Source organism: Mycobacterium sp. 663a-19, from assembly GCF_035616495.1.
GTDB lineage: Bacteria > Actinomycetota > Actinomycetes > Mycobacteriales > Mycobacteriaceae > Mycobacterium.
Window position 1 is genome coordinate 322,249 of sequence record NZ_JAPJAV010000003.1, and the last position, 26,916, is coordinate 349,164.

A 26,916-nucleotide genomic window follows, 5' to 3' on the forward strand; every position below is an offset into this window, starting at 1 on the left:
GGGAAACCGCCGATCGGCCCGCGCTGACGGGCTGTCCGTCAAGGTATTTGGCCCGGTTGGGTGCGCCGACGACGGATCGCCGCGCCCGACTCGCGGGAGGTGCCGTCACCGAACTACCGTGCGGTGTATGCGGGTGGCGATGATGACGCGGGAGTACCCGCCGGAGGTGTACGGCGGGGCCGGCGTGCACGTCACCGAACTCGTCGCGCAGCTGCGCCGGCTGTGCGAGGTCGACGTGCACTGCATGGGCGCCCCGCGCCCCGGCGCGTTCGCCTATCAGCCCGACCCGCGGATCCACGGCGCCAACGCGGCCCTGTCCACCCTGTCCACCGACCTGGTGATGGCCAACGCGGCATCCGCGGCCACCGTCGTGCACTCGCACACCTGGTACACCGCGCTGGCCGGGCGCCTGGCCGCGTTGCTCTACGACATCCCGCACGTCATGACCGCGCATTCGCTCGAGCCGATGCGGCCGTGGAAGGCCGAGCAGCTCGGCGGCGGCTACCGGGTGTCGACGTGGGTCGAGCACACCGCGGTGCTGGCCGCCGACGCGGTGATCGCGGTCAGCTCCGCGATGCGCGAGGACGTGCTGCGCGTTTACCCGGCGCTGGATCCCAGCCTGGTGCACGTCATTCGGAGCGGGGTCGACACCGACGTGTGGTACCCGGCCGGCCCGGCGAGCACCGGGTCGGTGCTGGCCGAGATCGGCGTCGACCCGGGCCGGCCCAGCGTGGCCTTCGTCGGGCGGATCACCCGGCAGAAGGGCATGGCACACCTGCTGGCCGCCGCGCACCGATTCGCCCCCGAGGTGCAGTTGGTGTTGTGCGCCGGCGCGCCCGACACCCCGGAGATCGCCGACGAGATCCGCTCGGCCGTAGCCGCATTGGCCCGCGACCGCACCGGGGTGTTCTGGATCCGGGAAATGCTGCCCATGGCTCAGCTACGCGAAATACTTTCGGCAGCAACCGTTTTCGTGTGCCCGTCGGTGTACGAGCCGTTGGGCATCGTGAACCTGGAGGCGATGGCCTGCGCCACCCCGGTGGTGGGCTCCGACGTCGGCGGCATACCCGAGGTGGTCGCCGACGGCGTCACCGGATCGCTGGTGCATTACGACGCCGACGACGCGGGCGGCTACCAGGCCGGGTTGGCCGAGGCGGTCAATGCGCTCGTCGCCGACCCCGAGAGGGCGGAGCGCTACGGCCGCGCGGGGCGCCAGCGCTGCATCGACGAATTCTCCTGGGCCCGCGTCGCGGAGCAAACGCTGGAGATCTACCGGAAGGTGGGTGCGTAACTCACCCGGCAGACCTCAACCGGGCCTAGCCGGTCCTAGCTGGTGACGCCCTTGAGTTCGTCGCCCAGCGCGGCGGCCTCGTCCGGCGTCAGCTCGACGACAAGACGACCACCGCCCTCAAGTGGTACCCGCATCACGATGCCGCGCCCCTCCTTGGTTGCTTCCAGAGGACCGTCTCCGGTCCGGGGCTTCATCGCCGCCATCGAGTGCTCCCTCCAGGTTCGAACTGGCCCGCCTTCACGGACCGGGTCGGCGCCGAGCACGCCCCGCCGGTGGATTTCCAGCCATACCCGACATTGAACTGCCAAATCACTCCCCCATTGTTCCCTATTCGGGTCGACAGTCACACAAAGACCCGGCCCTGGGGCCTCACCGGGCTTGCGCGGGCACCCAGCAATCGCGGATGTGGTCGTCCACCATGCCGGTCGCCTGCATCAGCGCATAGGCGGTGGTCGGCCCGACGAAGCGGAACCCTCGCCGTTTCAGCTCGCGCGCCATGGCCGTCGATTCGTCGGTGGCCGAGGGGATTTCGGACGCGTCGGCGGGCCGGGGCCGCGGCGGCGGCGCGAACGACCACAGCAGCTCGGACAGGTCCTGCGGCGTTCCCAGGTCGGCCGCCGCGCGGGCGTTGGCGATCGTCGCGTCGATCTTGGCCCGGTTCCGGACGATCCCCGCGTCGCCCATCAGCCGTTGCATGTCGGCATCGGTGTAGCGGGCGACCTTCTCGATGTCGAATCTGGAGAAGGCGCGCCGAAAGTTCTCCCGCTTGCGCAGGATCGTCAGCCACGACAGGCCGCTCTGGAAGGCCTCCAGGCTCATCCGCTCGAACAGCGCCACCCCGTCTTGCACGCGCCGGCCCCACTCCCGGTCGTGGTAGTCGCGGTACAGCTCGGCGTGGGGTCCCGGCCGCACACCCGCCCAGCCGCAGCGAACCAGCTCTTCTCCGTTCGAGTCGCTCACACCTAGTCCTGACGATCCTGGCCGCCCTCGGGTTCCACGGCCTCGGGCCCGGTTTCGGTCTTTGCCTCGGATTGTGGCTCGGCGTGCGCCGCCGCCAGCTGGCCGCGCAGCGCCTCCAGCTCACGGGCCAGCCGGTCCAGCACCCAGTCCACCTCGCTGGTCTTGTAGCCGCGCAGGGCCTGGGTGAACTTGACGGCGTCGACGTCGGCGCCCGTGACGCCGTAGGCGGGCAGCACGGTCGCCGTCGTCCCGCGGGGCAGCGGCGGCAGCTGCTCGCCGCGACCGAACAGCAGGCTGGCCGCGCCGAACAGCACGATCGCCACCAGCACCAGCACCACCAGGTAGAGCAAGACCAACGCCACGTGAACGATATTGCCCTATGCGGCCGACAAACCTAGCGCGGCCGCAGCCCGTTCATCGGCGGCCGGTCGTTCAGCGACACCGGGCTGGTGTGCGTGGTGTAGCCGTCGCCGTCGGGGCCGTCGGCGAAGAACTGCGTCAGCCCGGCCCCCGAGTCGGGGATGCCGCACCGCGCGAACAGGGTCGCTATGACCTGCCGGCTCATCGCGCCCAGCTCGGACAGCGGCCGGTTGCGGTGGGCCCGCACGCCCAGGTTGACCTGAGCGATCGCGTCCAGGCCCAACCGGTCGAAGGTGTCGACCAGCAGGCCGATCTCCACGCCGTAGCCCGGGGCGAACGGCAGCGACGTCAGCAGCTCCCGGCTGGCCGCGTACTCGCCGCCGAGCGGCTGCAAGATGCAGCCCAGCTCCGGTCGCAGCGCGGCCAGCAGCGGCCGGGCCACCAGCTCGGTGACGCGCCCGCCACCGGTGGCGCCGGCGTTGAGCGGCCGTCGGTAGAAGCTCTTTACCAGGTGGATGCCGTCGCCCGTCAGCAGCGGGCCGACCAGCCACGGCACGAACATCGGGTGCGGGTCGATCAGGTCGGAGTCGACGAACACCACGATGTCGCCGCTGGTGGCCGCCAGCGAGCGCCACAGCGCCTCGCCCTTGCCGGGCCGCGCCGGGACCTCGGGCAGGGCCTGTTCCCGGCTGACGACGCGGGCCCCGGCGGCGATGGCGCGGATCTCGGTGTCGTCGGTCGAGCCGGAGTCCAGCACGATCAGCTCGTCGACCAGACCGTCGGGGCCGTCGACCAGCGGCGTGATGCTGTCGATCACCGATTCGATGGTGTCTTCCTCGTTGAGGGCGGGCAGCACCACCGAGATCGTCCGCCCGGCCTTGGCGGCGACCAGTTCGGCGACCGTCCAGGTGGGGCGGTTCCACAGCAGCCTGTCGTTGCCGAGATCGGCGGCGATCAGCTCGGATGCGGTCATGCAAGTCCCCTCACGGTGCGCGCCGGTGCGCGCACGCCCTGGATCGAGGCCACCATTTCCAGCACCCGGCGGGTGGCCGCGACCTCGTGCACCCGGAACATGCGGGCCCCGGCGGCGGCCGCCAGCGCGGTGGCCGCCAGCGTGCCCTCCAGGCGTTCGGTCAATCCCACCCCCAGAGTCTCCCCCACGAAGTCCTTGTTGCTCAAAGCCATCAGGACGGGCCACCCGGTCTTAACAAGATCGCCAACGTGGCGCAACAACGCCAGCCCGTGGAAGGTGTTCTTGCCGAAGTCGTGGGTCGGGTCGATCAGTATCGCCTCGCGGGCCACCCCGGCCGCGACAGCCCGCTCGGCGGCCGCGGTGACCTGGCGAATCACGTCGTCGACCACGCCGCGGGTGGTGGTGCCGTAGCTCACCCGGAAGGGACGCGTGCGGGGCCGCGCCCCGCCGGTGTGCGAGCACACCAGGCCCGCGCCGAACTCCGCGGCCACCTCGGCCAGGGCGGGGTCGTGGCCGCCCCAGGTGTCGTTGATCAGGTCCGCCCCCGCCGTGCAGGCCACCCTCGCCACGTCCGAGCGCCAGGTGTCCACGCTGATCAACTGGTCGGGGTATTCGCGGCGGAGCCACCCGATGAAGGGCACCAGCCGGGCGGTCTCGGTGTCGGCGTCGACGTCGTCGCCCGGGCCCGCCTTGACGCCGCCGACGTCGATGACGTCGGCGCCCTCGTCGACGGCCCGGCGCGCGGCGGCCCTGGCGTCGTCGTCGCTGAAGGTCGCACCCTTGTCGTAGAACGAGTCCGGGGTGCGATTGACGATCGCCATGATGAGCGGGCGATCCGCGGCGACCGGTCGGCCGCACAGGGTTGCGTGCACACGTACATGGTGCCTGGCCACCGGTGCGGGCGCCGTGCGGGCCTGGCGCCCGGGGCCCGAAGCTCGCGAGCGGACCGGACCGTCAGCCCTGCGGCCGCTTACCCGCCGCGACCTCGTCGGGATATTCGTCGTAGTAGGGCACGTAGCCCTCGTCGCGGCCGGCCAGCACGTACAGCGGGTCGTCGACGTCGGGGCCGTAGGCCTGCTCGCGCAACTCGACCTTGCGGCTCTTGAACGTCGTGGTGTGCTGCAGGGCCGGCACCACCCGCACGAACAAGGGCAGGGCGTAGCCGGGCAGCTGGTCGTAGACGGCGTCGGCCAGCGACTTGCCGTCGAACTCGGCGCCGTCGCGCAGCTTGATCGCGGCCATCCCGGCGCGGCCCCCGGTGCGGGGAATCTCGACGCCGAAGACCGTGCAGTCCTCGACCGACCCCTCGGACGTCAGCGCCGCCTCGACCTGGGTGGTGGCGACGTTCTCGCCCTTCCAGCGGAAGGTGTCGCCGAGCCGGTCGACGAATGCGGCGTGCCGCATGCCCTGCGGGCTCATCACGTCGCCCGAGTTGAACCAGCAGTCGCCCTCACGAAAAGCGTTGCGCACCAACTTCTTTTCGCTCGACTCCTGGTCGGTGTAGCCGTCGAAGGGCTGCAGCCGGTTGACCGGGCTGATCAACAGGCCGGGCTCGCCGGGGGGCACCCTGCGCACCCGTCCGTTCTCGTCGCGCAGCGGGGCGCCGGTGTCGGGGTCGTACTCCACGTAGGCGAGCTGCGTCGGCGAGATGCCGGTCGTCCGGGGCACATTGAAGATGTTGATGAAGGCGGTGTTGCCCTCGCTGGACGCGTAGAACTCACACACCCGCGGAATGCCGAACCGGTCGGTGAACTCGTGCCAGATCTCCGGCCGCAGCCCGTTGCCGGCGATCAGGCGCACCTGGTGCGCGCGGTCGGTGGGCTTGGGCGGCTGGTTGAGCAGGTAGCGGCAGATCTCGCCGATGTAGATGAACGCCGTGGCGCGGCTGGCGATCACCTCGTCCCAGAACCGCGACGCCGAGAACGACTTGCCCAGCGCGAGCGTCGCCCCCGAGTTGATCACCGACGACAGCGCGACCGTCAGCGCGTTGTTGTGATACAGCGGCAGGCAGCTGTACAGGGTGTCGGAGCCCTTCAGCCGCAACCCGAGCCCGCCGAACGCCGCCAGCGCGGCCAGCCACCGGCGATGGGTCATCACGCTGGCCTTGGGGAACCCGGTGGTGCCCGAGGTGAAGATGTAGAACGCGGTGTCCTTGGCCAGCACCGCCGAGGCCGAGGCCGGGTTGGTGGCCGGGGCGCTCACCGCGAAGCGCTCCACGTCCTCGATGGTCAGCGTCTCCGTGGCGCCCGGGGACTCGCACTCGGCGACGTAGCTGACCAGGTCGGTCTCGGCGACCAGCACCTTGGCGTCCAGCAGGCCCAGGCTGTGGGCCAGCACCTCGCCGCGCTGGTGGTAGTTGAGCATCCCGGCGATGGCGCCGCACTTGACGGCGGCCAGCATCGTCAGCACCGCGTTGGGCGAGTTGCGCAGCATGATCGCGACGACGTCGCCGTGGCCGACGCCCCGGGCGGCCAGCACGGCCGCGTAGCGGTTGGCGGCCGCGTTGGCGTCGCGGTAGGTCAGTTGCTGGTCGCCGAAGCGCAGGAAGACCCGGTCGCCGTAGCGGGCGGCCCGGTCGGCGAACACCGTGCCGATCGACTTCTTCGAGTTCGGAAAGGCCAGCAGCCCGGTCAGCACGCCGCGCACGATCGACGGCAGGTCGGCCAGTACGCCCGGCGCCTTGACGGCGATGTCGGTCAGGCCGACCGCCGCGCGCGTTCCCCCGTCACTCGACACGTGTCCCTCGATTCCCCTCGGCAGTGTGCGCCCCGAGCCCGCCTCAAGCCCCCGACGTCAGGCGGGGGCGCACGCCTCCACTGCGGCACCCACCTTATCGACCAGGACCAGCCGGTCCATCGCGACCTGCGAGATGTAGCCGGCGTCGAGCAATCCGTTCAGCCAGATCCACAGGCCCTCGTAGTGCCCCCACGGGTCGAGCAGCACGACGGGCTTGTGGTGCATCCCGAGGTAGCCCGTCGTCCAGGCCTCGAAGAGCTCGTCCAGGGTGCCGACGCCGCCCGGCAGCACGATGAACGCGTCGGAGCGGTCCTCCATGATCTGCTTGCGCTCGCGCATGGTCTCGCTGACGATCAGCTCGTCGGCCTCGGTGTCGGCCAGCTCGCTGCGCATCAGCTGCTGCGGGATCACCCCGACGGTCCGGCCGCCGCGCGCCCGCGCCGCGCTGGCCACCGCGCCCATCGCCGAGACGTGGCCGCCGCCCCACACCAAGGTCCAGCCGCGGTCGGCGATGGCCTCGCCGAGTTCGGTGGCCAGCTCCAGCAATTCGGGATGCGTCGGGACGGAGGCGCAGTACACGCACACCGCCCACGCGCTCGGCGAATCGCGTTCCACGGGCATAACCGAAAGGTAGACCACGCCCGGTGCGGCACGCACACCGCGCGCACTAAAATCCGGCGGTGCCGATTCGATGGAATGTCCCCCAGCACGCGGCCGCCCTCGAACAGCTCGACACCACCCTCGGTAACGCGGCCCGCGGCGGGGCGGCGGTGCTCGGACCGGACGGCTGCGGCAAGTCCACTCTGGCGCGATTGGCCGCCGAGCGGTTCGCCGGCCGGCACCCCGCCACCGTCACCCGCTGGGTCACCGGCACGCCGACCGAGCGGCTGGTGCCGTTCGGGGCCTTCGGCCACCTGCTCGACTCCTCGAGTTTCGGGCACGACATCGGCAAGCCGGCCGCGATGTTGCGGGCGGCGCGGGCGGCGCTGGGCCGGCCCGATTCGCCGCGCGAGCTGTTGTTCATCGTCGACGACGCCCACGACCTCGACATCCTGTCGGCCACCCTGGTGTACCAATTGGCGCTGGCGGGCACCGCGCGGATGATCGTCACCGCCCGCGGCCCGGACTCCGGGGCCGCGCCCGAGGCGATCGCGGCGCTGTGGACCGACGGGCTGCTGGAGCGCATCGACATTGAGGCGCCCGGCGGGGCGACCACCCCGGGGGAGGTCGACGCGTTCATCGCCGAGCTGCCCGCGCCGGCGCGCGCAGTGCTGGACTACCTCGCCGTGCAGGAGCCGCTGTCGCTCGCGGATCTGACCGCCCTCGCCGGCGACGGCGCGGTCGGCGAGGCGGTCGAGTGGGGCGCGGCGGAAACCCGGGTGCGCGACGCGCACGCGAGCGACCCGGTGGTGTACACGGCGCACCCGTTGTTCGCCGAACGCGCGCTCGCGGCGCTGGGCGGCGACGGCGCGCGCCGGCGGCGCACCGAGCTGGTCAAGCTGCTGTCCGAGCATCCGCCGGATCACCTCATCGACCGGCTGCGGCTGGCGTCGCTGGCGCTGGACAGCGACGGCCCGCAGCCGACGGCCGAGGTCGCCGCCGCCGCGCAGCAGGCGCTGCGGCTGGGCGACCTCGCCCTGGGCGAGCGGCTGGCCCGGTCGGCGCTGGAGCGGTCCGGCGGCCTGGCGGCGCGGCTGGCGCTGGCGAATGCGCTGGGGTGGCAGGGACGCGGCCGCGAGGCCGACGCGGTGCTGGCCGCCGTCGACGCCTCGGCGTTGACCGAGCCGGCGCTGATGGACTGGGCGCTGCTGCGGGCGGCCAACCAGTTCTGGATGCTCGGCGAGCCGGAGCGGGCCACCGCTTTTCTGCGGACCACCCGCAACCGGGTTTCCGACGCGGGTCTGCGGACCACGCTGGACGCGCTGGGCGCGACGTTCGCGATGAACGCGGGCAATGTCGGGCACGCCGTCAAGGTCGCGGGCGACGTGCTGGCCTCGCCGTCGGCCGGCGACCAGGCGGTGGCGTGGGCGGCCAGCGCCGCCGCGCTGTGCGCGGCGCGGCAGGGCCGTTTCGGCGACGTCGAGCCGCTGGCGCAGCGCGCCCTGGCCGCCGAGCATCCCGGGCTGCTGCGCTTCACGATCGGGCTGGGCCAGACCACCGCGCTGTTGATGGCGGGCCGGCTCGACGCGGCGCGGGAGCTCGCGCAGCAGTTCACCGACTTCGCGGAGCTGCAGCAGCCGGGACGCGCGATCGGCGAGGTGCTGCTGGCGCACGTGTTGATCGCCGACGGCGAATTCGCCCGTGCCGCAGCGCTGCTCGGCCCCGCGGCCGCCACGCTGGAGCGCACCGGTTACTCGTGGGGGCCGTTGTCGCTGATGCTGCTGGCGACCGCGCTGGCCCAACAGGGCGACACCGCCGCCGCGGCAAAGGCGTTGAGCCGGGCCGAATCTCGGCACGGGACCAAGTCGGCGTTGTTCGCCCCGGAGCTCGGCGTGGCCCGGGCGTGGCGGCTGGCCTCGGCGCGCGATTCGCACGAGGCGGTGGCCGCCGCCCGCGACGCCGCCCGGACCGCCGAACGCGGCGGGCAGTCGGGGGCGGCGCTGCGCGCGTGGTACGAGGCCGTCCGGCTCGGCGACATCCGGGCGGCGGATCCGCTGGCCCGGCTGGCCGGCGAGATCGACTGCGTCGTGGGCGGTCTCGCGCTGGCCCATGCCCGGGCGTTGGCGAGCGGCGACGGCGCCGCGCTGTCCGCGGTGTCGCGGCAGCTGGCCGACGTCGGGATGCGCGCCGCCGCCGCCGATGCTGCCGCGCAGGCGCAGCGCTGCGGCTGACGCCTCAGACCGTCAACCGGCCAGGTAGGGCCGCAGCATCGCCGCGGCGGCGGTGATCGCGGCGGCCGGCACCCGTTCGTCGCGCCGGTGTGCCAGGTTCGGGTCGCCCGGCCCGAAGTTCACCGCGGGGATGCCCCGGGCGGCGAACCGGGACACGTCGGTCCACCCGTATTTCGCCCTGACCTGCCCGCCCGCGGCCTCGACCAGGGCCTTGGCGGCTGGTTGCGACAGGCCCGGCAGCGCCCCCGCGGCGGCGTCGGTCTGCTCGATCCGCACGTCGAGCCCGTCGAACACCTCGCGGACGTGTCGCAGCGCCGCGTCCACCGAACGGTCGGGGGCGAAGCGGTAGTTGACGGTCACCGAGGCGGCGTCGGGGATCACGTTGCCGGCCACCCCGCCGTCGACCCGCACCGCCGACAGGCCCTCGCGGTAGGTGCAGCCGTCGATCTCGACGGTGCGCGCGGTGTACGACGCGAGCCGGTCCAGCACTGCGCCCAGCTTGTGAATTGCGTTGTCGCCCAACCAGGGACGCGCCGAATGCGCGCGGGTTCCGGTGGCGCCGATCACGACGCGCAGGGTGCCCTGGCAGCCGGCTTCGATGTAGCCGCCGGTGGGCTCGCCCAGGATGGCCACGTCGGCGGACAGCCAGTCCGGCAGCTCCCGTTCGATGCGCCCCAAACCGTTTGCGGCCGCGTCGATTTCCTCGCAGTCGTAGAACACCAGGGTGAGATCGTGGGCGGGTTCGGCGATGGTGGCGGCCAGGTGCAGAAAGACCGCGTCGCCGGATTTCATGTCCGCGGTGCCGCAGCCGTATAGCTCCCCGTTCTCGCGGCGGCTGGGCAGGTTGTCGGCGACCGGGACGGTGTCCAGATGCCCGGCCAGCAGCACCCGCGACGGCCGGTTCCGGTGGGTGCGCGCCAACACCGCGTTGCCGTTGCGGACGATCTCGAAGCCGGACGTCTGGGCGCGCAGCGCGGCCTCCACCTCGTCGGCGATGCGGGCCTCGTCCCTTGACTCGCTGGGGATGTCGACCAGCGCCGCGGTCAGCTCGATCGGGTCCCCGCGCAAGTCCAGCACGCCACCAGTATGCCGAGCAGACGCAAAAGCGCCCATTCTTGGCCCAAAAAGGGGGCTTTTGTGTCTGCTCGCCAAAGGAAAGTAACCTGTGCGCCGTGACTGGAGCTGCGGGCATCGGACTGGCGACGATCGCGTCCGACGGATCGATCCTCGACACCTGGTTCCCGACACCGGAACTGACCGGACCGGGCACCGGCGGCACGTCGCGCCTGGCGCTCTCCGACGTTCCCCCCGAGCTGGCGGCGCTGGTCGGCCGCGACGACGACCGCGGCACCGAGACCGTCGCGGTGCGCACGGTGATCGGCTCCCTGGACGATGTCGCCGCCGACGCACACGACGCCTACCTGCGGCTGCATCTTCTGTCGCACCGGCTGGTGGCGCCGCACGGGCTGAACGCCGGCGGCTTGTTTCCGGTATTGACCAATGTGGTCTGGACTAATCACGGGCCCTGCGCGATCGACGGATTCGAGACGGTCCGGGCGCGGCTGCGCCGCAAGGGGCCGGTGACCGTGTTCGGCGTCGACAAGTTCCCCCGGATGGTCGATTACGTCTTGCCCACCGGCGTGCGGATCGCCGACGCCGACCGGGTGCGGCTGGGTGCCCACCTGGCGCCGGGCACGACCGTGATGCACGAGGGCTTCGTAAACTACAACGCCGGCACCCTGGGCGCGTCGATGGTCGAGGGCCGCATCTCGGCCGGCGTGGTGGTGGGTGACGGGTCCGACATCGGCGGCGGGGCGTCGATCATGGGCACGCTGTCCGGCGGTGGAACGCAAGTCATTTCGATCGGCAAGCGGTGCCTGCTCGGCGCCAACGCGGGTTTGGGCATCTCGCTGGGCGACGACTGCGTCGTCGAGGCCGGCCTCTATGTCACGGCGGGCACCAAGGTCGTCACGCCGGACGGCAAGTCGGTCAAGGCCCGGGACCTCTCGGGCGCCAATAACCTACTGTTCCGGCGCAATTCGGTCACCGGAGCGGTCGAGGTGGTGGCCCGCGACGGTCAGGGCATCACGCTCAACGAGGACCTGCACCTCAACTGAGCTAACGGTCGCCGCCGGGCAGCTCGACCTCCGCCCGCCCGTGCCCGACGTGCACACCCTGCGTGGTTCGAAGCGCCGTTCCATTTGTCTCCGGAAGCAGAAACGTGCACACCAGGCTAGTCGATGCGAGGGCGGCCAACATCAGACCGATCGCCCAGCTGCCGTAGGTTGCGAGCAGCGTTCCGGCGATCAACGGCGGCAGGGCGCCACCGATGACACCGGCGAGGTTCACCGACAGCGCCGATCCGCTGTAGCGGTTGCGGGTGGAGAACAGCTCGGGGATGAACGCTGCCGTCGGCCCGGCGCCGGTCGCGGCGGCGGCGTACATGCCGACGACGGCCACCGCATACAAAATCGGTTGGCCGGTATCGATCAGCGGGATCGCCACGAACGACCAGGCAAGGCACGCTGCCCACGCCACCAACATCATCCTGCGGCGCCCGACTCGATCGCTCATTGTGGCGGAGAACGCGACGGACCCGATGCTCGCCAGTCCGCCCAGCACACCGACGAACAGGACGACGTTGCGGGAGTACCCCAGGTGGGAGTGGGCATAGGTGGTCAGATAGGTGCCGGCCATGTAGACGAACCCGAAACCGCAGATGACGCCTCCCGCGGCCAGGCCGATCTCCCGGCGATGAAGCTGTAGCACCTCCCTGAGCGGTGCTTTTGGTACCGAGTGTTGGGCCTTTTCCTCGGCGAACAACGGGGTCTCGTCGATCTTGAGCCACACGTACAGGGCGATGACGATCAGCGCCGCGCTGATCAGGAACGGAAGCCGCCACCCCCATTGCATGAACGTGGAGCTGTCTTCGCCGATGGTGTAGTTCACGCCCAGGAAGGTCGAGCTGTTCAGCACCAGCGCGGTGCCGCCGCCGAGCGCGGTGAACATGCCGTACCGGCCACGTTTGGCGGGCGGCGCATATTCGGCGCTCAGCAGCGCGGATCCCGCCCAATGGCCGCCCACGGCAAACCCTTGCAGCAGGCGCAGCGCGACCAGGATCAACGGGGCCGCGGTCCCGATGGCCGCCGTGCTGGGTACCAACCCGACGCCGATGGTGGACACGGCCATGAGCAGCAGCGTGGCGATCAATGTTTTTTTGCGGCCCAGCCGGTCCCCGAAGTTCCCGAACACGGCGGCGCCGACGGGTCGGGACAGAAATGCGGCGCCAAAGGTCCCCATCGAAGCGATCGTGGCCACGGTGCTGCTGAGGTGCGGGAAGAACACGGTGGGAAACACCAGCGCCGCCGCGGTGCCGTAGATCAGGAAGTCGTAGAACTCGATGGCGGAGCCGACGAGGCAGGCGGCCGCGACTCGCCGCATCGGTGTGGGCCCGGGAGTGGCGACAATCGTCGCAGCGTGTCTCTCGCGTCCAGTCACGCCTACGACGGTAGGGGAAGGTTCGTGGTCTCGCCCAACCGGCGAGCGTGCGTGTCCGTACGGCGGCACGCCGCGCCGGGTGTACAACTGCGCACGCTCACCACAGTCGGCAAACCGTCAGCCGTCGGTGAGCAACCGCTTCTTGAGGACCTTGCCCATCGCGTTGCGTGGGAGCGCCTCCACGATGCGCACCTCGCGCGGCCGCTTGTGCACCGACAGCTCCCGGGCGACGTGGTCGATCAGCTCGTCGGCCGTCAATCCGGGCGAGCCGACGACGAAGGCGACGATGCGTTGGCCCAGGTCCTCGTCCGGCAATCCGACGACGGCGGCCTCCTGCACACGGGGGTGCCCGAGCAGCGACGTCTCGATTTCGCCCGCGCCGACGCGGTATCCGCCCGACTTGATCAGGTCGACCGACTCGCGGCCGACGATGCGGTGCATGCCCTCGCCGTCGACGACAGCGACGTCGCCGGTGCGATACCAGCCGCCGGGCTCGAAGGCCTCGGCGGTGGCGTCGGGCCGATTCAGGTAGCCGTCGAACATCGTCGGGCCCCGAACCTGAAGCCGCCCAACGGTTTCCCCGTCGCGGGGCACGGGGCCGCCGTCGTCGTCGACCAGCCTGGTTTCCACCCCGGCGACCGGTAGGCCCACCCAGCCCGCGCGGCGTTCACCGTCCACCCGGGTGGAGATCGTGATCAACGATTCCGAGGTGCCGTACCGTTCGATGGGCCGGTGGCCGGTGAGTTCCGTCAGCCGGTCGAACACGGGCACCGGCAGCGGCGCGCTGCCGGACACCAGCAGCCGCGCCGGCCGCAGCGCCTCGGCCGCCGACTCGTCCGCCACCACCCGCGACCACACCGTGGGGACCCCGAAATACAGCGTCCCCCCGGCCTCGGCGCGGGCCTGGGCGTAGCCCTCCGGCGTCGGTCTTCCGGTGTGCACGAAGCGATTTCCGATCCGCAGCGACCCGAGCAGTCCCAGCACCAGGCCGTGCACGTGAAACAGCGGCAACCCGTGCACCAGGACGTCGTCGGCGGTCCACTGCCAGGTCTGCGCCAGCGCGTCGAGGTCCGCGGCGATCGCCCGCCGGCTCAGCACCACCCCTTTGGGCAGCCCGGTGGTGCCCGAGGTGTAGATCACCATCGCGGTGGACTCGGGCGCCGGCTCCGGGTAGCGGTGCCAGGAGCGGGCGTGCGGCCGAACCGGGATGTGCGGCAAGCCTTCCGGCGCCGAGTCCGCTGGGGGTTGCGGGCCGAGCCAGGCTTGCGCGCCGGAGTCGGTGAGCATGTGCCGGCGTTCGGCCGCGCCGACGTCGGAGGGCACCGGCACGAAGGGCACGCCGGCGATCAGGCATCCGGTGACCGCCAGCACCGTCGACGCGGTCGGCTTGGCCAGCACCGCGACCCGCTGGGCGCCGGCGACGCGCTCGGCCACCGACGTCGCGGCGCCCACCAGGTCGCTGCGGCTCAGCACCGCGCCGTCGATGCGCACCGCGTCGGGAATGTCGGTGGCGGTGACGGCCGAGGGATTCAGGGAAGCCAGCAGCACCTGAGCAGGTTACTGCTCGTCCCAGATCTTCATCAGGGTGGACAGGATCTCCTCGCCGCGGCCCAGCCCCGCCAGATGGCTTTCGCCGGGCAGCACGAACAGCTCGGCGTCGGGCAGCAGGGACACGACGTGCTGGCCGTGGGCGAACGGGACGATGTGGTCGCTGTCGCCGTGCCACCAGCGGACCGGGACCTTGACCTCGTCGAGCCGGAAGCCCCAGTCCCGGGTGAACAGGATGACGTCGTTGAACGGGGCCGCCAGCTGCTTGCGGCTGCCGTTGAGCAGGTCGTCGAGGAACATGGCCTTGAACTCGGGCCGGGTGAGCAGGCGCCGGTCGGCCTCGGGGGAGATCGCGGCATACAGATACAACGCGGGATTGGCGACGGGGCGGATCATCCGGATCATCAGGCTCGCGCCGATGCGCAGCGGGTCGCCGCCCAACCGCAGCAGCGGCGCCGCCCGCTTGCCCAGGTTCATCAGGCCGCTGGTGATCCCCTCGTCGCCGAGGAACGGCGCGACGCCGCCGAGCACGCCGGCGGCCACGACGCGGTCGGACAGAACCGCGGCGGACGCCAGCGCGTACGGGCCGCCGCCGGACAGGCCGATGACCGCCATCTTGTCGATGCCCAGCGTGTCCGCGATCATCCGCAGGTCGTCGCCGAACGCCCGGATGTTCTTGTAGCGATGAGGCGTCGACGAGCCGATGCCCGGCCGGTCGATGCCGATCAGGCGGATGTTGTGCTGCTCGGAGTAGACCCGCGCCTCGATCGGGATCTGCCGGCGGGCGCCGGGAGTCCCGTGCAACCAGAAGACCGCGCGGCCCCAGGGGGCACCGAACTCGGCGAAACCGATTTGCCGGTCCTCACCGACCGCGATGTTGCCTTCGAGCTTGGGACGGGCGATCGCGATGGCCATACCCGGCAGCTTTCCATGTGACCTGTCGTTTGCGGAAGGCGCCTGGGTGCCGCGGCCCGTCACGCGTTCAGCGGCCGCTCGCCGATGACCCGTTCGGCCCGCAGCGCGGCCACCTCGTCGCCGGACAGACCCAGCCCGCGCAGGATCTCGTCGTTGTGCTGGCCCAGCGTCGGCGGCGCGGTGCGGTGGTGGCGGCCCGGCCCGGGGGTGATGCGAAACGGCCAGCCGGGATAGCGGTGCGGTCCCGTGATCGGGTGCTCGAGCTCCTCGTAGTATCCGCGCGCGTCGAGTTGACCGATCTCGTACATCCGGTCGCCGGTGATCACTTCCTCCGCCGGGATTCCTTGTGCCCGAAGGGTTTCCACGACCTCCGCGGCGGTCTGGGTGCGGGTCCAGGCGGCGACCGCCTCGTCGAACGCGTCGTGGTCGACCTGCCCCTCGTCGGGCACCGACAGCGCCACCCACGAATCGCTGGTCGGGTAGACGCCCTGCAGGTAGCCGCGCCGACGGTTGCCCTCGCGCGGTTGGACGACGCCGTTCATCGAGTACTCGATCACCGGCTCGGCGGTCACGCACGCCCCGACCTCGATCTGGGCGACCTCGACCAGTTGGCCCGCGCCGGTGCGGACGCGGTGCTCCAGCGCGGCCAGCAGCGCGACGCCGGCGTGCACGCCGACGACGGGGTCGGCGGGCCCCTGCGGGTTGCACGGCGGCCCGTCGGGGTAGCCGGTGACGGCCGACATCCCCGACGTCTGCTCGATGTTCAGCGCCCAGCCCACGTAGTCCCGCCACGGGCCGTGCAGCCCGAAGCCCGGCATGCGGACCACGATCACGTCGGGCTTCACCGATGCCAGCGAGCCGTAGTCCAGGCCGAACTGCTCGACCACGCGCGGCGAGAAGTTCTCCACGACGACGTCGGCCTGTGCGGCCAGCCGCCGCGCGATGTCCAGGCCGGCCCGCGACGTCAGGTCCAGCGTGAGGTCGCGCTTGTTGAGATTGGTGGCCTGCCAGAGCGCGCTGCGCTCGTACCAGTCGTCGCCCTCGAAGGGAAACGCGCCCGAATAGCGAAACCCGTCGGGCCGCTGAATGGACTCGACCTTGACGATGTCGGCGCCGAACGCGCCGAGGTAGCACGTCAGATACGCCCCCGCCCAGAACGTGGTCAGGTCGAGCACCTTGAGTCCCGCGAACGGTTCGGTCGGCGAGTGTGACGGCGCTGCGACCTCGGGCGCGGAATCTCGCGGTGCCGTTACGCTCGCGCCCAACCGAAAGGGCGCCCCCGGGCGCCGGAAGCCGGCCTGCTCGACGAAGAATCCGCGCTTGGCGTACTGCGGGCAGTCCAGCACGGTGGCGCCGTCGTTGACCGGGGCGGTCGGAATGCGCAGCGCCTGGCCCAGTTCGACGATCTCCGCGACGGTTTGGCCGGCCAGCACCGGCTCGGCCTTGGCGAAGAACTCGGCGCGCTCGGGCCCGCCCATCATGATCGCGATCTGATGCTCGCCGTACTCGGGCAGGCCGAGCATCGCGCACACGTCGAGCCAGTGCTGTCCCGTCAGGCAGTTGATGCCCACCCAGCCGTCGGCGGCGCGGACGACACCCAGCATGGGGGCCGACCGCACGTCGGCCGGCAGGCCGAGCCGTCGCATCCGCTGCGCCATCAGCATCGGGTACGGCAGCGTGGACAGCAGCGCCTCCAACTCGGAGACGTCCACCACCGTGACGCGGCCGGCGGTCCGGCACCGCAGTGCGGTGAGCGCGCCCAGCGCGCCGTAGGCGCCCGCGACGTACTCGGAGATCCTGGCGCCGACCTGGACCGGTGGACGCTGCGGATCCCGGGCGCTGACCCAGCCCGACGCTGCCTGCATGGTCAACGGCGTGGCCCGACGGTCCCGCCAAGGCCCGGACTGGCCGAAGTGAGATATTCGGAGCCACACCAGGTTTGGGTTGAGCCGTTGCAGCTCCTCGATGCCGAGCCCCCGGCCCTCCAGCGTTCCGGGCGGAAGGTTCTCGACGAGCAGGTGTGCGTCGGCGATCAGCTCGCGGACGTCCGCGGGGCCGGCGCCGCGCTTGCCGGCGTTGAGGTACTCGAACAGGCCGCCGCGCTTCGGGTCGACAACTCCACCGGGGAACGGGCCCCACCGGAGCAGCGGGTCCCCGCCGGGCGGCTCGACCCTGGTGACCTCGGCGCCGAGGTCGACGAAAAGCTTTGTGGCGTAAGGACCCGAGATCTCGCTGGCGATTTCGACGACGTGCAGCCCGGCGAGGGGACCCGTCATGCCGGGATCCCGATGGCCTTCACCTCCATGTACTGATGAAGTCCGCTGACCCCGCCGCTCTCCCGGCCGAACCCGCTCAGCTTGAAGCCGCCGAACGGCGCGTCCCCGGGGCCGCAGCCGTTGACCGCCACCTGGCCGGTGCGGATGCGGCGGGCGACGTCGACGGCGCGGTCCACGTCGGTGCCCCACACGGCGCCGGACAGCCCGTAGCGGGAATTGTTGGCGATCGCCACCGCCTCGTCGTCGTCGCGATAGCGGAACACCGTGAGCACCGGCCCGAAGACTTCCTCCTGCGCGATGGCCGAATCCGGGTCGACGTCGGTGAGGATCGTCGGTTCGAAGTAGAAGCCGACGTCCAGGCCCGCCGGGCGGCCGCCGCCGGTCACCAGCTTCGCCCCGTCGTGCACCGCGCCGTCGACGTGCGCCTGCACCCGCTGCCGCTGCGCCGCGCTGATCAGCGGACCCATCTGCGTCGCAGGGTCTTTCGGGTCGCCGACCTTGATGTCGCGGGCCAGCGCGACCAGCCGATCGACGACGTCGTCGTGCAAAGCGTCGGGCAGCAGGAGCCGGCTGTGCAGGATGCAGGCCTGCCCCGCGTGCAGCGAGCAGCAGTCGAACAGCATCTGCTGCAGCATTTCGTCGGTCACCCGCGCGTCGTCGAGAACGATGCTCGCCGACTTCCCGCCGCATTCCAGCAGGAGCCGCTTCATGGCGTCGCCCGCGGCCCGCATCACCTCGCAGCCGACGGCCGAGCTGCCGGTGAAGCTGATCATGTCGATGCGCGGATCGGTGGTCAGCAGCTTGGCGGCCTCGAGGCCGGACGGCGTGACGACGTTGACCACCCCGGGTGGGATGTCGGTGTGCTCGTCGATGATGCGGGCCAGCGCGAGCCCGGCCAGCGGGGTCAGCGGCGACGGCTTGAGCACCACGGTGTTGCCCGCCGCCAGCGCGTTGTTCACCTTCATGACGTTGAGGCAATGCGGGAAGTTCCACGGCGTCAGGATCGACACCACGCCGAGGGCCTCCCGGCGAAGCACCGTCGTTCCGGCGCCGATGCCGGTCACGGGCTCGTCGACCAGCTTGGTGGCGAGCTGGGCCGCGTGCATGGACATGTACCCGGCACCGTCGATCTGCATCATGCGTTCGTTGGCGACGCAGCCCCACTCGACCTGCGAGAGGGCGAAGAACTCGTCGGCGTGCTTGACCAGGGCGTCGCCGAGCTGATTGAGGCAGCCGGCCCGGTCCTCCGGGGTCGCGAACGCCCACGGTCCCTCGTCGAACGCCCGGCGCGCGGCGGCGATCGCCTCGCCGACCTGCGCGACGCTCGCGTCCGGCGCGGTGGCGATGACCCGTTCGGTGGCCGGGTCGATGTCGTCGTAGCGGCCGTCGGCCGGCTCGACCCATCTGCCGTCGATGTAGAGCTGATAGGTGTCGACAAGGGATCCCGGAGGTGGTTTCTCGGCCATCTGTTTCCTCACCCGAACGTCGGTCATCTAGTCGATCAGTGTTCACCGCGTGCGCTCCGGCGTCAATCGTCAATTGAGCGAATCCCACTTTGTTTCATTGCGTTGTCGGCGTATTGACACGGACGGCCGTGGCGGAGTAGACACAACGTCGCAAGACACATTGCTGCGATGTGTCGGATCGCCCCGGTTGAGGGAGGCTCGCCGTGCAGACCACCTTTCCCCTGCACTCCCCCGACTTCTACGCGGGCGATCCCTACCCCGCCTACCGGGAGCTGCGCGCGACCTCGCCGGTGTGCTGGAACGACGTCACAAACTTCTGGGCGCTGCTGAAGTACGAGGACATCCGCTTCGTGTCGAGCAACCCGGCGCTGTTCTCCTCGACCAAGGGCGTCACCATTCCCGATCCGCACGTGCCCAGCCCGGTCCAGCCGGGCAGCCTCATCTTCACCGACCCGCCGCGGCACCGGCAGATGCGCAAGCTGATCAACTCGGGGTTCACCCGGCGGCGGGTGGCCGTGCTGGAGCCGAAGATCCGCGAGATCGTGCGCGGGATCCTCGATGGCGTGCAACCCAATTCGGTTCACGAATTCGCCGAGGAGATCGCCGCCCCGCTGCCCACCCGGATGATCGCCGAGCTGATCGGCGCCCCGCCCGATGACTGGGAGCAGTTCCGGGCGTGGTCGGACGCCGCCACCGGAACCGCCGACCCGGAGATCGAACTCGACCCGTTGGTGGCCATGGGGCAGCTCTTCGAGTATTTCCAGAAGCTGATCGCGGCCCGGCGCGCCCAGCCGCGCGACGACCTGCTGTCGGTGCTGGCCGGCGCCGAGATCGACGGGCAGCGGCTCACCGACGAGGACCTGCTGAACTTCGCGTTCCTGCTGCTGGTCGCGGGCAACGAAACCACCCGCAACCTGATCGCGCTGGGCACGCTGGCGCTGATCGCGCATCCCGCCCAATGCCGTTTGCTGATCGAGGATTCCACGCTGATCCCCGGCGCCGTCGAGGAGATGCTGCGGTGGAACAGCCCCGTGGTCCACATGGCGCGCACCGCGACGGCCGACGTCGAGATTCGCGGTCAGCGGATCGCCGAGGGCGACGTGGTGGTGATGCTGTACGGATCCGCCAACCGGGACGAGGAGATTTTCGGCCCGGACTCCGAGGAGTTCAAGGTGACCCGGCACCCGAACCCGCACATCGCGTTCGGGTGCGGCGAACATTCCTGTGTCGGTGCGCAATTGGCGCGCCTGGAGGCATCCGTCATGTTCGACGAGCTGCTGCGCCGCTTCCCCCGTATCGAGCTGGTGGGTGAGGTGGACCGGATGCGGGCCACCATGGTGCCCGGGGTGAAGCGCATGCCGGTACGGCTGGGAACCTGACGGATGGACCTGGAGTACACGCCGGAACAGGAGCGGCTGCGCACCGAGATTCGCGCCAGCCTCGAACGGGTGATGACACCGGAACGCATCGCCGCAATGGACGGACGCATCGAGGGCGGCCCCGAGGTCCGCGACTGCGTCCGCGCCCTGGCCGCCGAGGGCCTGCTCGGCGTGGGCTGGCCCAAAGAGTATGGCGGACGGGGGTTCTCGGCGATCGAGCAGTTCATCTTCTCCGAGGAGGCGCGCCGGGTCAACGCGCCCATCCCGCTGGTGACGCTCAACACGGTCGGGCCGACGCTCATGCAGTGCGGCACCGAGGAACAGAAGCAGAAGTTCTTGCCGGCGATCCTCGACGGCAGCGTCGAGTTCGCGATCGGCTATTCCGAGCCGGGCGCGGGAAGCGATTTGGCATCGCTGCGCACCATCGCGGTGCGCGAGGGTGACGAGTGGGTGATCAACGGCCAGAAGATGTTCACCAGCGGGGCCGCGTACGCCGACTACGTCTGGCTCGCCGCGCGCACCGATCCGAACGCCAAGAAGCACAAGGGCATCTCCATCTTCATCGTTCCGACGTCGTCGGCGGGATTCTCCTGGCGGCCGCTGCACACCATGCCGGGCATCTCGACCTTCTACACCTTCTACGACGACGTGCGCGTCCCGGCGAGCGCGCTGGTCGGCGAGGAGAACCGGGGCTGGCAGCTGATCACCACGCAGCTGAACTTTGAGCGCGCGGCCCTGGGCAACCTCGGCGCGCTCGAGCCGCTGTTCGAGCAGACGCTGGACTGGGCCCGCACGACCGAACTCGACGGGGGCCGCGTCATCGACCAGGGCTGGGTGCAGCTCGCGCTCGCCCGGGTCGAGGCGCAGGTCGCCGCATACAAATTGGTCAACCTGAGGGTCAACGCGGCCATGGCCAAGGGCGTGCTCAACATGGGGGAAGCCTCGGCCGCGAAGGTGTTCGGCACCGAGCTGACCCAGCTGGTCGCCCGCCAACTGCTGGAGGTGCTCGACCACAACGGGTCCCGCCGCGGCGCCGACGCCCCGCTGTGCGGGGCCCTGGAATCCGCGTACCGGTTCGCGGTGATCAACACGTTCGGCGGCGGCGCCAACGAAATCCAGCGTGACATCATCGCCATGGCAGGCTTGGGCATGCCGCGAGCCCCGCGTGATCTCCGAGCCCCGGATAAAGGAGGAGTAGCCAAGTGACCGACCAAGAGCTCCGCGACAAGCTGCGCGCGCTCGTCGGCCAGCCCACCGGCGGCACCGGAAAGCCCTCGGTGGCACCGGATCCGGTGAACCAGCCGATGATCCGGCATTGGGCGTACGCGCTGGCCGACATGAACCCGGTGTACCTCGACCCGGAGTTCGCCGCGGCGTCGCGGTTCGGCGGCATCGTGTCACCGCCGGTGATGCTGCAGACCTGGACGATGCCGTCGCCGAAACTGGAGGGCATCGGCGAGCGCGGCGGCGCTCCGATGGAGATCACGAACAATCCCACGGCGTTCCTCGACGAGGCCGGCTATACCAGCACCGTGGCGACCAACTCGGAGTTCGAGATCGAGCGCTATCCCCGGCTCGGCGACGTAATCAGCGCGACGGCGGTCTACGAGTCGGTCTCCGACGAGAAGAAGACCGCGCTGGGCACCGGCTTCTTCCTCACCTGGTTGACGACCTACACCGACCAAAACGGTGAAGTGCTGGGGCGCCAGCGATTTCGGGTGCTGCGATTCAGGCCGGAACGCTGATGGCGAGCCGACTGGCACCGGCGATCAGCCCGGACACCGAGTTCTTCTGGAACGGGCTGCGCGAGCACAAGCTGCTGATCCAGCGGTGCGGCGGCTGCGGAACGCTGCGCCACCCGCCCCGGCCCATGTGCCCCAACTGTCGCTCCCTGGACTGGGCGGCCATCGAGTCGTCCGGCCGCGGCACCGTCTACAGCTACGTGATGCCGCACGAACCCCGGTTTCCCTTCTTCGAATATCCCTACATCGTCGCGCTGGTGGAGCTCGACGAGGGGGTTCGGCTGGTCTCGAACCTGTGCGGCATCGACCCGGCGGACGTCACCGTCGGGATGCCGGTCGAGGTCTTTTACCAGGCCTTCGAGGCGTCTGGCTCCGAAGACGTTGTGCTGCACCAGTTCCGGCCCCGCACCTAGGAATTCCCGTGGACTTCACCTTCACCGAAGAGCAAGAGACCATCAGCAAGCTGGCGCGCGAACTGTTCGAACGACGCGCCACCCCCGAGCGGCTCACGGAACTCGAGGCCGGCGAGGTCCGCTACGACGCCGCGCTGTGGAAGGAGCTCGCGGACGTCGACCTGCTGGGCACCGGGTTGCCGGAATCGGTTGGCGGTAACGGCAGCGGCTTCGCGGAACTCGGGGTGCTGCTGGCCGAGGTGGGGTGGGCCGTCGCTCCCGTGCCGGCCTACCCGACCCTGGTGCTCGGCGCCGAAACGATCGCCCGGCACGGAAGTCCGGAGCAACAGCAGCGGTTCTTGCCCGGCGTCGTCGCGGGAACCCGCATCCTGAGCGCCGGCCTGGCCGAACCCGGGCGCTCCGACCCGGCGGCGCCGTCGACCACCGCGCGTCGCGACGGCCCGAACTGGCGGCTGGACGGGGTCAAGGAGCTGGTGCCCGCCGCCCAACTCGCCGACAACGTCGTGATCCCCGCCGCCACCGGCGACGGCGGCGTCGGCCTGTTCCTGCTGCCGACCGACGCCCCTGGCGTCGAGGTTCGGCCGGTGCCGACCACCAACCACGAGCCGCACGCGGACGTACTCCTCGACGGCGCAATGGTTTCCGGCCAGGACCGGCTCGCCGGCGGCACGATCGAATCGCTCCACACCCGCGCCCTGGTCGGGCTGTGCGCCATCCAGCTCGGCGTCTCGGACCGCACGCTGCGGATGGCCGCCGAATACACCAGCGGGCGTGAGCAATTCGGCCGCCCGATCGGCAGCTTTCAGGCCGTGCAGCAGCGGATGGCCGACGCCTTCATCGACGTGGAAGCGATCCGGTGGACAACCTGGCATGCGGCCTGGCTGATCGCGCAGGGCCGGCCCCTGGAAGAGGCGCGACGGGCGGCCCGGATCGCGAAGTTCTGGGCCGCCGAGGCCGGCGCGCGCGTCGCCGCCACCACCCAACACGTGCACGGCGGGATCGGGATCGACACCACCTATCCCCTGCACCGCTACTTCCTGTGGGCCAAGCACAACGAGCTCACGCTCGGCCCCGCCACCGCGCAGCTGGCCGCGATTGGCGGCACCTACCCGACAGAAGGAAACCGATGACGACCGCCAAAGCCCGCACTGAGAACTTGAAGACCCTGAAGTGGGCCGACATCAACGTCGGCGACGAGGTGACCCCGCTCGAGATCCCCATCACCACAACGATGATCGTCGCCGGCGCGATCGCCTCGCGCGACTTCATGCCCGTGCACCACGACCGCGACTACGCGAACAAGCAGGGCTCGCTCAACCTGTTCATGAACATCCTGACCAGCAACGGGTATTGCGTGCGCTTCCTCACCGACTGGGCCGGGCCCGAGGCGATGGTCAAGAACCTGTCGATCCGCCTCGGGGTGCCCTGCTTCCCCGACGATCCGCTGCGGTTCACCGGCACGGTGACCGCCAAGACCGAGGGGCCGGACGGCGAGAACTTCGTCGAGGTGACGTTCAAGGCGTCCAACAGCCTCGGCGATCACGTCTCCGGCACCGCGGTCCTGAGCCTGCTCGACGGGGTGGGCGCATGAGCAGTTCGCTGGGCGACGCGGCGGCCATCGTCGGGATCGGCCAGACCGAGTTCTCCAAGGAATCCGGGCGCAGCGAGCTGCAATTGGCCTGCGAGGCGGTCAGCGCCGCGCTCGACGACGCCGGCCTGACGCCCGCCGACGTCGACGGCATGGTGACCTTCACCATGGACGCCAGCGACGAGATCGACATCGCACGCAACGTGGGGATCGGGGACCTGAGCTTCTTCTCCCGCGTCCACCATGGTGGCGGCGCCGCGGCCGGCACCGTGGTGCATGCGGCGATGGCCGTCGCCACCGGCGTCGCCGACGTGGTGGTGTGCTGGCGCGCGTTCAACGAGCGGTCCGGCTTCCGGTTCGGCGGCAGCGGACGCACCAGCGCCGAAACCCCGTTGTTCATGGCGCATTACGCGCCGTTCGGATTGCTCACTCCCGCGGCGTGGGTCGCGCTGCACGCCCAGCGGTACATGTCGACCTACGGGGTCACCAACGAGGACTTCGGCCGCATCGCCGTCGTCGACCGCGCGCACGCGGCCAAGAACCCCGACGCGTGGTTCTACCGGCGCCCGATCACCCTGGAGGACCACCAGAACTCGCGCTGGATCGTCGAACCCGTGCTGCGGCTGCTGGATTGCTGCCAGGAAAGCGACGGCGGCGTCGCGCTCGTGGTCACCAGCGCCGAACGCGCCCGCGACCTACGCCAGCCGCCGGCGATCATCACCGCGGCCGCGCAGGGCGCCGCCGCCAACGGCGAGATGATGACCAGCTACTACCGCGACGACATCACCGGCCTGCCCGAGATGGGGGTGGTGGCCCGGCAGCTGTGGCGCGACTCGGGCCTCAAACCCCAAGACATCCAAACCGCCTTCATCTACGACCATTTCACGCCGTTCGTGTTCACCCAGCTCGAGGAGCTCGGCTTCTGCGGGCGCGGCGAGGCCAAGGACTTCGCCAGCGTCGAGCGGCTTACGCTCGGCGGTGAATTCCCGATCAACACCAACGGCGGGCTGCTCGGCGAGGCGTACATCCACGGCATGAACGGCATCACCGAGGGCGTCCGGCAGGTGCGCGGCACCTCCTGCAACCAAGTCGACAACGTCGAGCACGTCCTGGTCACGTCGGGCACTGGCGTGCCCACCAGCGGCCTGATTCTCGCACCCGCCGACTGAGGAGGAGCGTCATGCCCAAGCTCGCACTGTTGACCGCGCACGGCGGGCCGATCGAGCTCGCCGAGTTCCCGCTGACCACCCCGGCGCCGGGGACCGCCGCGCTGAAGCTGCGCATGGCCGGGATCTGCGGATCCGACCTGCACATCTTCCGCGGCGAGCTGCCGCTGCCGTGCCCGCTCGCCATGGGTCACGAGATGGTCTGCGAGATAGCCGAACTCGGCGAAGGCCTGAGCACCGACGCGGCCGGCCAGCCGCTGGCGGTGGGTGACCGCGTCGTCACGCCGTACTTCTGGTTCTGCGGGCAGTGCCACGCGTGCGTGCGTGGCAGGTCGTACGCGTGCCAGAACCTGATGGGCGGCGAGTACCGCACGCACGACCAGGCGCCACACTTCGTCGCCGCCTACGGCGAGTACTACTACACGACCCGTCGGCAGCCGCTGTACAAGGTGCCCGACGATCTGCCCGACGAGGCCGTCGCCCCGCTCAATTGTGCGCTGGCCCAGGTATTGTTCGCGCTGCGCGACGTGCGGCTGGGCGACACCGTCGTCATCCAGGGCGCGGGTGGGCTGGGCATCAACGCCGCGGCCGTGGCGCGCACCGCCGGGGCCGCCGAGGTCATCGTCATCGACAAGATCGCCGAACGACTCGATGTGGCAGCTGATTTCGGCGCCACCAGGTGCATCGACGCCAGCGGCCTGTCGACCTGGGAGGTCACCGAGCAGGTGCACAAGCACACCGACGGGATCGGGGCCGACTGGGTGCTCGAGGTCGTCGGCGTGCCCGGCGTGATTCCCGACGGTGTCGGCCTGCTCAACAACGGCGGCACCCTGCTCGAACTCGGCAACGTCGGGATGGGCCGGACCTTCGAGATGGATCCCAGCGTTCTCGTCTACGGCAACAAGTCGATCCGCGGCGTGGCTTTCTACGAGCCGGTCACGCTGGCGATCGGCCTGTCCTTCCTGCAGCACACCAACTTTCCGTTCGACCGGCTGATGCCCAAGCCGTTCCGGCTGGAAGACGTGAACGATGCTTTCGCCTCGGCCGACGCCGGGCTGGTGCCCAGGGGTGCTCTGGTGCCGTGACTCACGCGTTGACCACCGACACCCGCGAGCTCATCGTGGAGTCCGCGTACGCCTGTTTCCGCAAGCATGGAATGCAGAAGGCGACGATCGTGGACATCGCCAGGACGGCCGGCGTCTCGCGCAGCACGATCTACGAGTACTTTTCCGACAAGGCCGCCATCGTCGAGGCGTGCGCGGAACACGCCTCCGAGCGCTTCTATCGGGAGATGTCCAAGGCGATGGAACGGGGCGGCACGCTGGAGGAAAAGCTCAGCTGCGCAGCGGTATTCGTGACCCAGGCGCGCCGGGCCATCGCCTCCGAGAAGTACTTCGACGAGGAGGCCATCAGCCTGCTGCTGACCAAGGACGCCGCCGTGCTGCTGCGCGAGTGCGTCGACTTCTTCGCGCCCTACCTGTCCGCCGCGCGTCTCACCGGCGAGGTCCGCAAGGACCTCGACGTCGAGGCCGCCGGCGAATGGTTCGCGCGGATACTGTTCTCGCTGTTCAGCACGCCGTCGTCGACGCTGGACATGGACGACCCGGAGGTGGCGGCCGAGTTCGTGCGGGCACACGTCGTGCGCGGATTCGCCAGCGAGCGCCCGCGGCCGCGGCGCGCTCAGTGACCGAGTTGGGACGGCGTCGAGTGTGAATCCTGGGCGTTGAGCGTGAATCCTGGGCTTTCGGTGTGAACCGTTGGCGGGCCTGATCGG

At 70.4% G+C, this 26,916-nt stretch carries 25 protein-coding genes; 12 read left to right on the forward strand and 13 right to left on the reverse strand.

The window, feature by feature from the left end; translation table 11 throughout:
• Positions 1 to 127 precede the first annotated feature (127 nt).
• Positions 128 to 1,291: a glycogen synthase gene (gene glgA / locus OQ968_RS08150; RefSeq protein WP_324676477.1), complete on the forward strand. Its 1,164-nt coding sequence runs from the start codon at positions 128 to 130 to the stop codon at positions 1,289 to 1,291.
• A 35-nt stretch (positions 1,292 to 1,326) separates the two neighbouring features.
• On the opposite strand, the gene OQ968_RS08155 is transcribed toward glgA, so the two are convergent.
• The 7 genes from OQ968_RS08155 to OQ968_RS08185 form a co-directional block, all read right to left on the reverse strand.
• On the reverse strand, positions 1,327 to 1,494 hold the full coding sequence (locus tag OQ968_RS08155; RefSeq protein WP_003406247.1) for a DUF3117 domain-containing protein: 168 nt from the start codon (positions 1,492 to 1,494) through the stop codon (positions 1,327 to 1,329).
• Positions 1,495 to 1,660: 166 nt separating this feature from the next.
• Entirely contained in the window at positions 1,661 to 2,251 is a 591-nt protein-coding gene (locus OQ968_RS08160; RefSeq protein WP_324676479.1) for a DNA-3-methyladenine glycosylase I, read from the reverse strand.
• 2 nt (positions 2,252 to 2,253) lie between these two features.
• Positions 2,254 to 2,613: a DivIVA domain-containing protein gene (locus tag OQ968_RS08165; protein ID WP_324676480.1), complete on the reverse strand. Its 360-nt coding sequence runs from the start codon at positions 2,611 to 2,613 to the stop codon at positions 2,254 to 2,256.
• 32 nt (positions 2,614 to 2,645) lie between these two features.
• Entirely contained in the window at positions 2,646 to 3,584 is a 939-nt protein-coding gene (locus OQ968_RS08170) for a glucosyl-3-phosphoglycerate synthase (protein ID WP_324676481.1), read from the reverse strand.
• The gene (gene folP / locus OQ968_RS08175) at positions 3,581 to 4,405 is read right to left on the reverse strand and encodes a dihydropteroate synthase (RefSeq protein WP_324676686.1); all 825 of its coding nucleotides are present in this window, start codon (positions 4,403 to 4,405) and stop codon (positions 3,581 to 3,583) included. The genes OQ968_RS08170 and folP overlap by 4 nt, the downstream gene beginning before the upstream one ends.
• Positions 4,406 to 4,538: 133 nt before the next feature.
• Positions 4,539 to 6,320, reverse strand: a complete 1,782-nt coding sequence (gene fadD6 / locus OQ968_RS08180; protein WP_324676483.1) for a long-chain-acyl-CoA synthetase FadD6 — start codon at positions 6,318 to 6,320, stop codon at positions 4,539 to 4,541.
• 57 nt (positions 6,321 to 6,377) lie between these two features.
• Positions 6,378 to 6,941, reverse strand: coding sequence for a TIGR00730 family Rossman fold protein (locus OQ968_RS08185; RefSeq protein ID WP_324676485.1), 564 nt, complete (start codon positions 6,939 to 6,941; stop codon positions 6,378 to 6,380).
• A gap of 59 nt (positions 6,942 to 7,000) precedes the next feature.
• Here OQ968_RS08185 and OQ968_RS08190 point away from each other — a divergent pair, with 59 nt between their 5' ends.
• Entirely contained in the window at positions 7,001 to 9,151 is a 2,151-nt protein-coding gene (locus OQ968_RS08190) for an AAA family ATPase (RefSeq protein WP_324676487.1), read from the forward strand.
• Between the two features lie 12 nt (positions 9,152 to 9,163).
• Here OQ968_RS08190 and dapE read toward each other — a convergent pair whose 3' ends face one another.
• Positions 9,164 to 10,228 carry a succinyl-diaminopimelate desuccinylase gene (gene dapE, locus OQ968_RS08195; protein ID WP_324676489.1) on the reverse strand — a complete coding sequence of 355 codons (1,065 nt, stop codon included), beginning with the start codon at positions 10,226 to 10,228 and terminating at the stop codon, positions 9,164 to 9,166.
• An 86-nt stretch (positions 10,229 to 10,314) separates the two neighbouring features.
• Here dapE and dapD point away from each other — a divergent pair, with 86 nt between their 5' ends.
• Positions 10,315 to 11,268 carry a 2,3,4,5-tetrahydropyridine-2,6-dicarboxylate N-succinyltransferase gene (gene dapD, locus OQ968_RS08200; protein WP_324676688.1) on the forward strand — a complete coding sequence of 318 codons (954 nt, stop codon included), beginning with the start codon at positions 10,315 to 10,317 and terminating at the stop codon, positions 11,266 to 11,268.
• Between the two features lies 1 nt (position 11,269).
• Here dapD and OQ968_RS08205 read toward each other — a convergent pair whose 3' ends face one another.
• The 5 genes from OQ968_RS08205 to OQ968_RS08225 form a co-directional block, all read right to left on the reverse strand.
• On the reverse strand, positions 11,270 to 12,592 hold the full coding sequence (locus OQ968_RS08205; RefSeq protein WP_324676690.1) for an MFS transporter: 1,323 nt from the start codon (positions 12,590 to 12,592) through the stop codon (positions 11,270 to 11,272).
• Between the two features lie 174 nt (positions 12,593 to 12,766).
• Complete coding sequence (locus tag OQ968_RS08210; RefSeq protein WP_324676491.1) at positions 12,767 to 14,197, reverse strand: acyl-CoA synthetase; 1,431 nt, start codon at positions 14,195 to 14,197, stop codon at positions 12,767 to 12,769.
• Between the two features lie 9 nt (positions 14,198 to 14,206).
• Positions 14,207 to 15,112, reverse strand: coding sequence for an alpha/beta hydrolase (locus OQ968_RS08215; RefSeq protein WP_324676493.1), 906 nt, complete (start codon positions 15,110 to 15,112; stop codon positions 14,207 to 14,209).
• Between the two features lie 59 nt (positions 15,113 to 15,171).
• Positions 15,172 to 17,388, reverse strand: coding sequence for a CoA transferase (locus OQ968_RS08220; RefSeq protein WP_324676495.1), 2,217 nt, complete (start codon positions 17,386 to 17,388; stop codon positions 15,172 to 15,174).
• A complete protein-coding gene (locus tag OQ968_RS08225) occupies positions 17,385 to 18,854 on the reverse strand; it encodes an aldehyde dehydrogenase family protein (RefSeq protein ID WP_324676692.1) in 1,470 nt (489 codons plus the stop codon). Before OQ968_RS08225 ends, OQ968_RS08220 begins: the two co-directional genes overlap by 4 nt.
• A gap of 203 nt (positions 18,855 to 19,057) precedes the next feature.
• Between OQ968_RS08225 and OQ968_RS08230 the strand changes: the two genes are divergently transcribed.
• Genes OQ968_RS08230 through OQ968_RS08270 form a run of 9 tightly spaced genes read left to right on the forward strand, consistent with a single transcriptional unit; the run spans position 19,058 to position 26,829 of the window.
• Positions 19,058 to 20,233 (forward strand): cytochrome P450, encoded by a 1,176-nt coding sequence (locus tag OQ968_RS08230; RefSeq protein WP_324676496.1) that lies wholly within the window; start codon positions 19,058 to 19,060, stop codon positions 20,231 to 20,233.
• 3 nt (positions 20,234 to 20,236) lie between these two features.
• A complete protein-coding gene (locus OQ968_RS08235; RefSeq protein WP_324676498.1) occupies positions 20,237 to 21,439 on the forward strand; it encodes an acyl-CoA dehydrogenase family protein in 1,203 nt (400 codons plus the stop codon).
• Positions 21,436 to 21,978: an FAS1-like dehydratase domain-containing protein gene (locus OQ968_RS08240; RefSeq protein ID WP_324676500.1), complete on the forward strand. Its 543-nt coding sequence runs from the start codon at positions 21,436 to 21,438 to the stop codon at positions 21,976 to 21,978. Before OQ968_RS08235 ends, OQ968_RS08240 begins: the two co-directional genes overlap by 4 nt.
• Positions 21,978 to 22,388, forward strand: coding sequence for a Zn-ribbon domain-containing OB-fold protein (locus OQ968_RS08245; protein WP_324676502.1), 411 nt, complete (start codon positions 21,978 to 21,980; stop codon positions 22,386 to 22,388). The genes OQ968_RS08240 and OQ968_RS08245 overlap by 1 nt, the downstream gene beginning before the upstream one ends.
• A gap of 8 nt (positions 22,389 to 22,396) precedes the next feature.
• Positions 22,397 to 23,518: an acyl-CoA dehydrogenase family protein gene (locus OQ968_RS08250; protein ID WP_324676504.1), complete on the forward strand. Its 1,122-nt coding sequence runs from the start codon at positions 22,397 to 22,399 to the stop codon at positions 23,516 to 23,518.
• Positions 23,515 to 23,979, forward strand: coding sequence for a MaoC family dehydratase (locus OQ968_RS08255; protein WP_324676506.1), 465 nt, complete (start codon positions 23,515 to 23,517; stop codon positions 23,977 to 23,979). Before OQ968_RS08250 ends, OQ968_RS08255 begins: the two co-directional genes overlap by 4 nt.
• Positions 23,976 to 25,145, forward strand: a complete 1,170-nt coding sequence (locus OQ968_RS08260) for a lipid-transfer protein (protein WP_324676508.1) — start codon at positions 23,976 to 23,978, stop codon at positions 25,143 to 25,145. The genes OQ968_RS08255 and OQ968_RS08260 overlap by 4 nt, the downstream gene beginning before the upstream one ends.
• Before the next feature lie 11 nt (positions 25,146 to 25,156).
• Positions 25,157 to 26,227, forward strand: coding sequence for a zinc-binding dehydrogenase (locus tag OQ968_RS08265; RefSeq protein ID WP_324676510.1), 1,071 nt, complete (start codon positions 25,157 to 25,159; stop codon positions 26,225 to 26,227).
• Positions 26,224 to 26,829 carry a TetR/AcrR family transcriptional regulator gene (locus tag OQ968_RS08270; protein ID WP_324676511.1) on the forward strand — a complete coding sequence of 202 codons (606 nt, stop codon included), beginning with the start codon at positions 26,224 to 26,226 and terminating at the stop codon, positions 26,827 to 26,829. Before OQ968_RS08265 ends, OQ968_RS08270 begins: the two co-directional genes overlap by 4 nt.
• Positions 26,830 to 26,916: the final 87 nt, after the last annotated feature.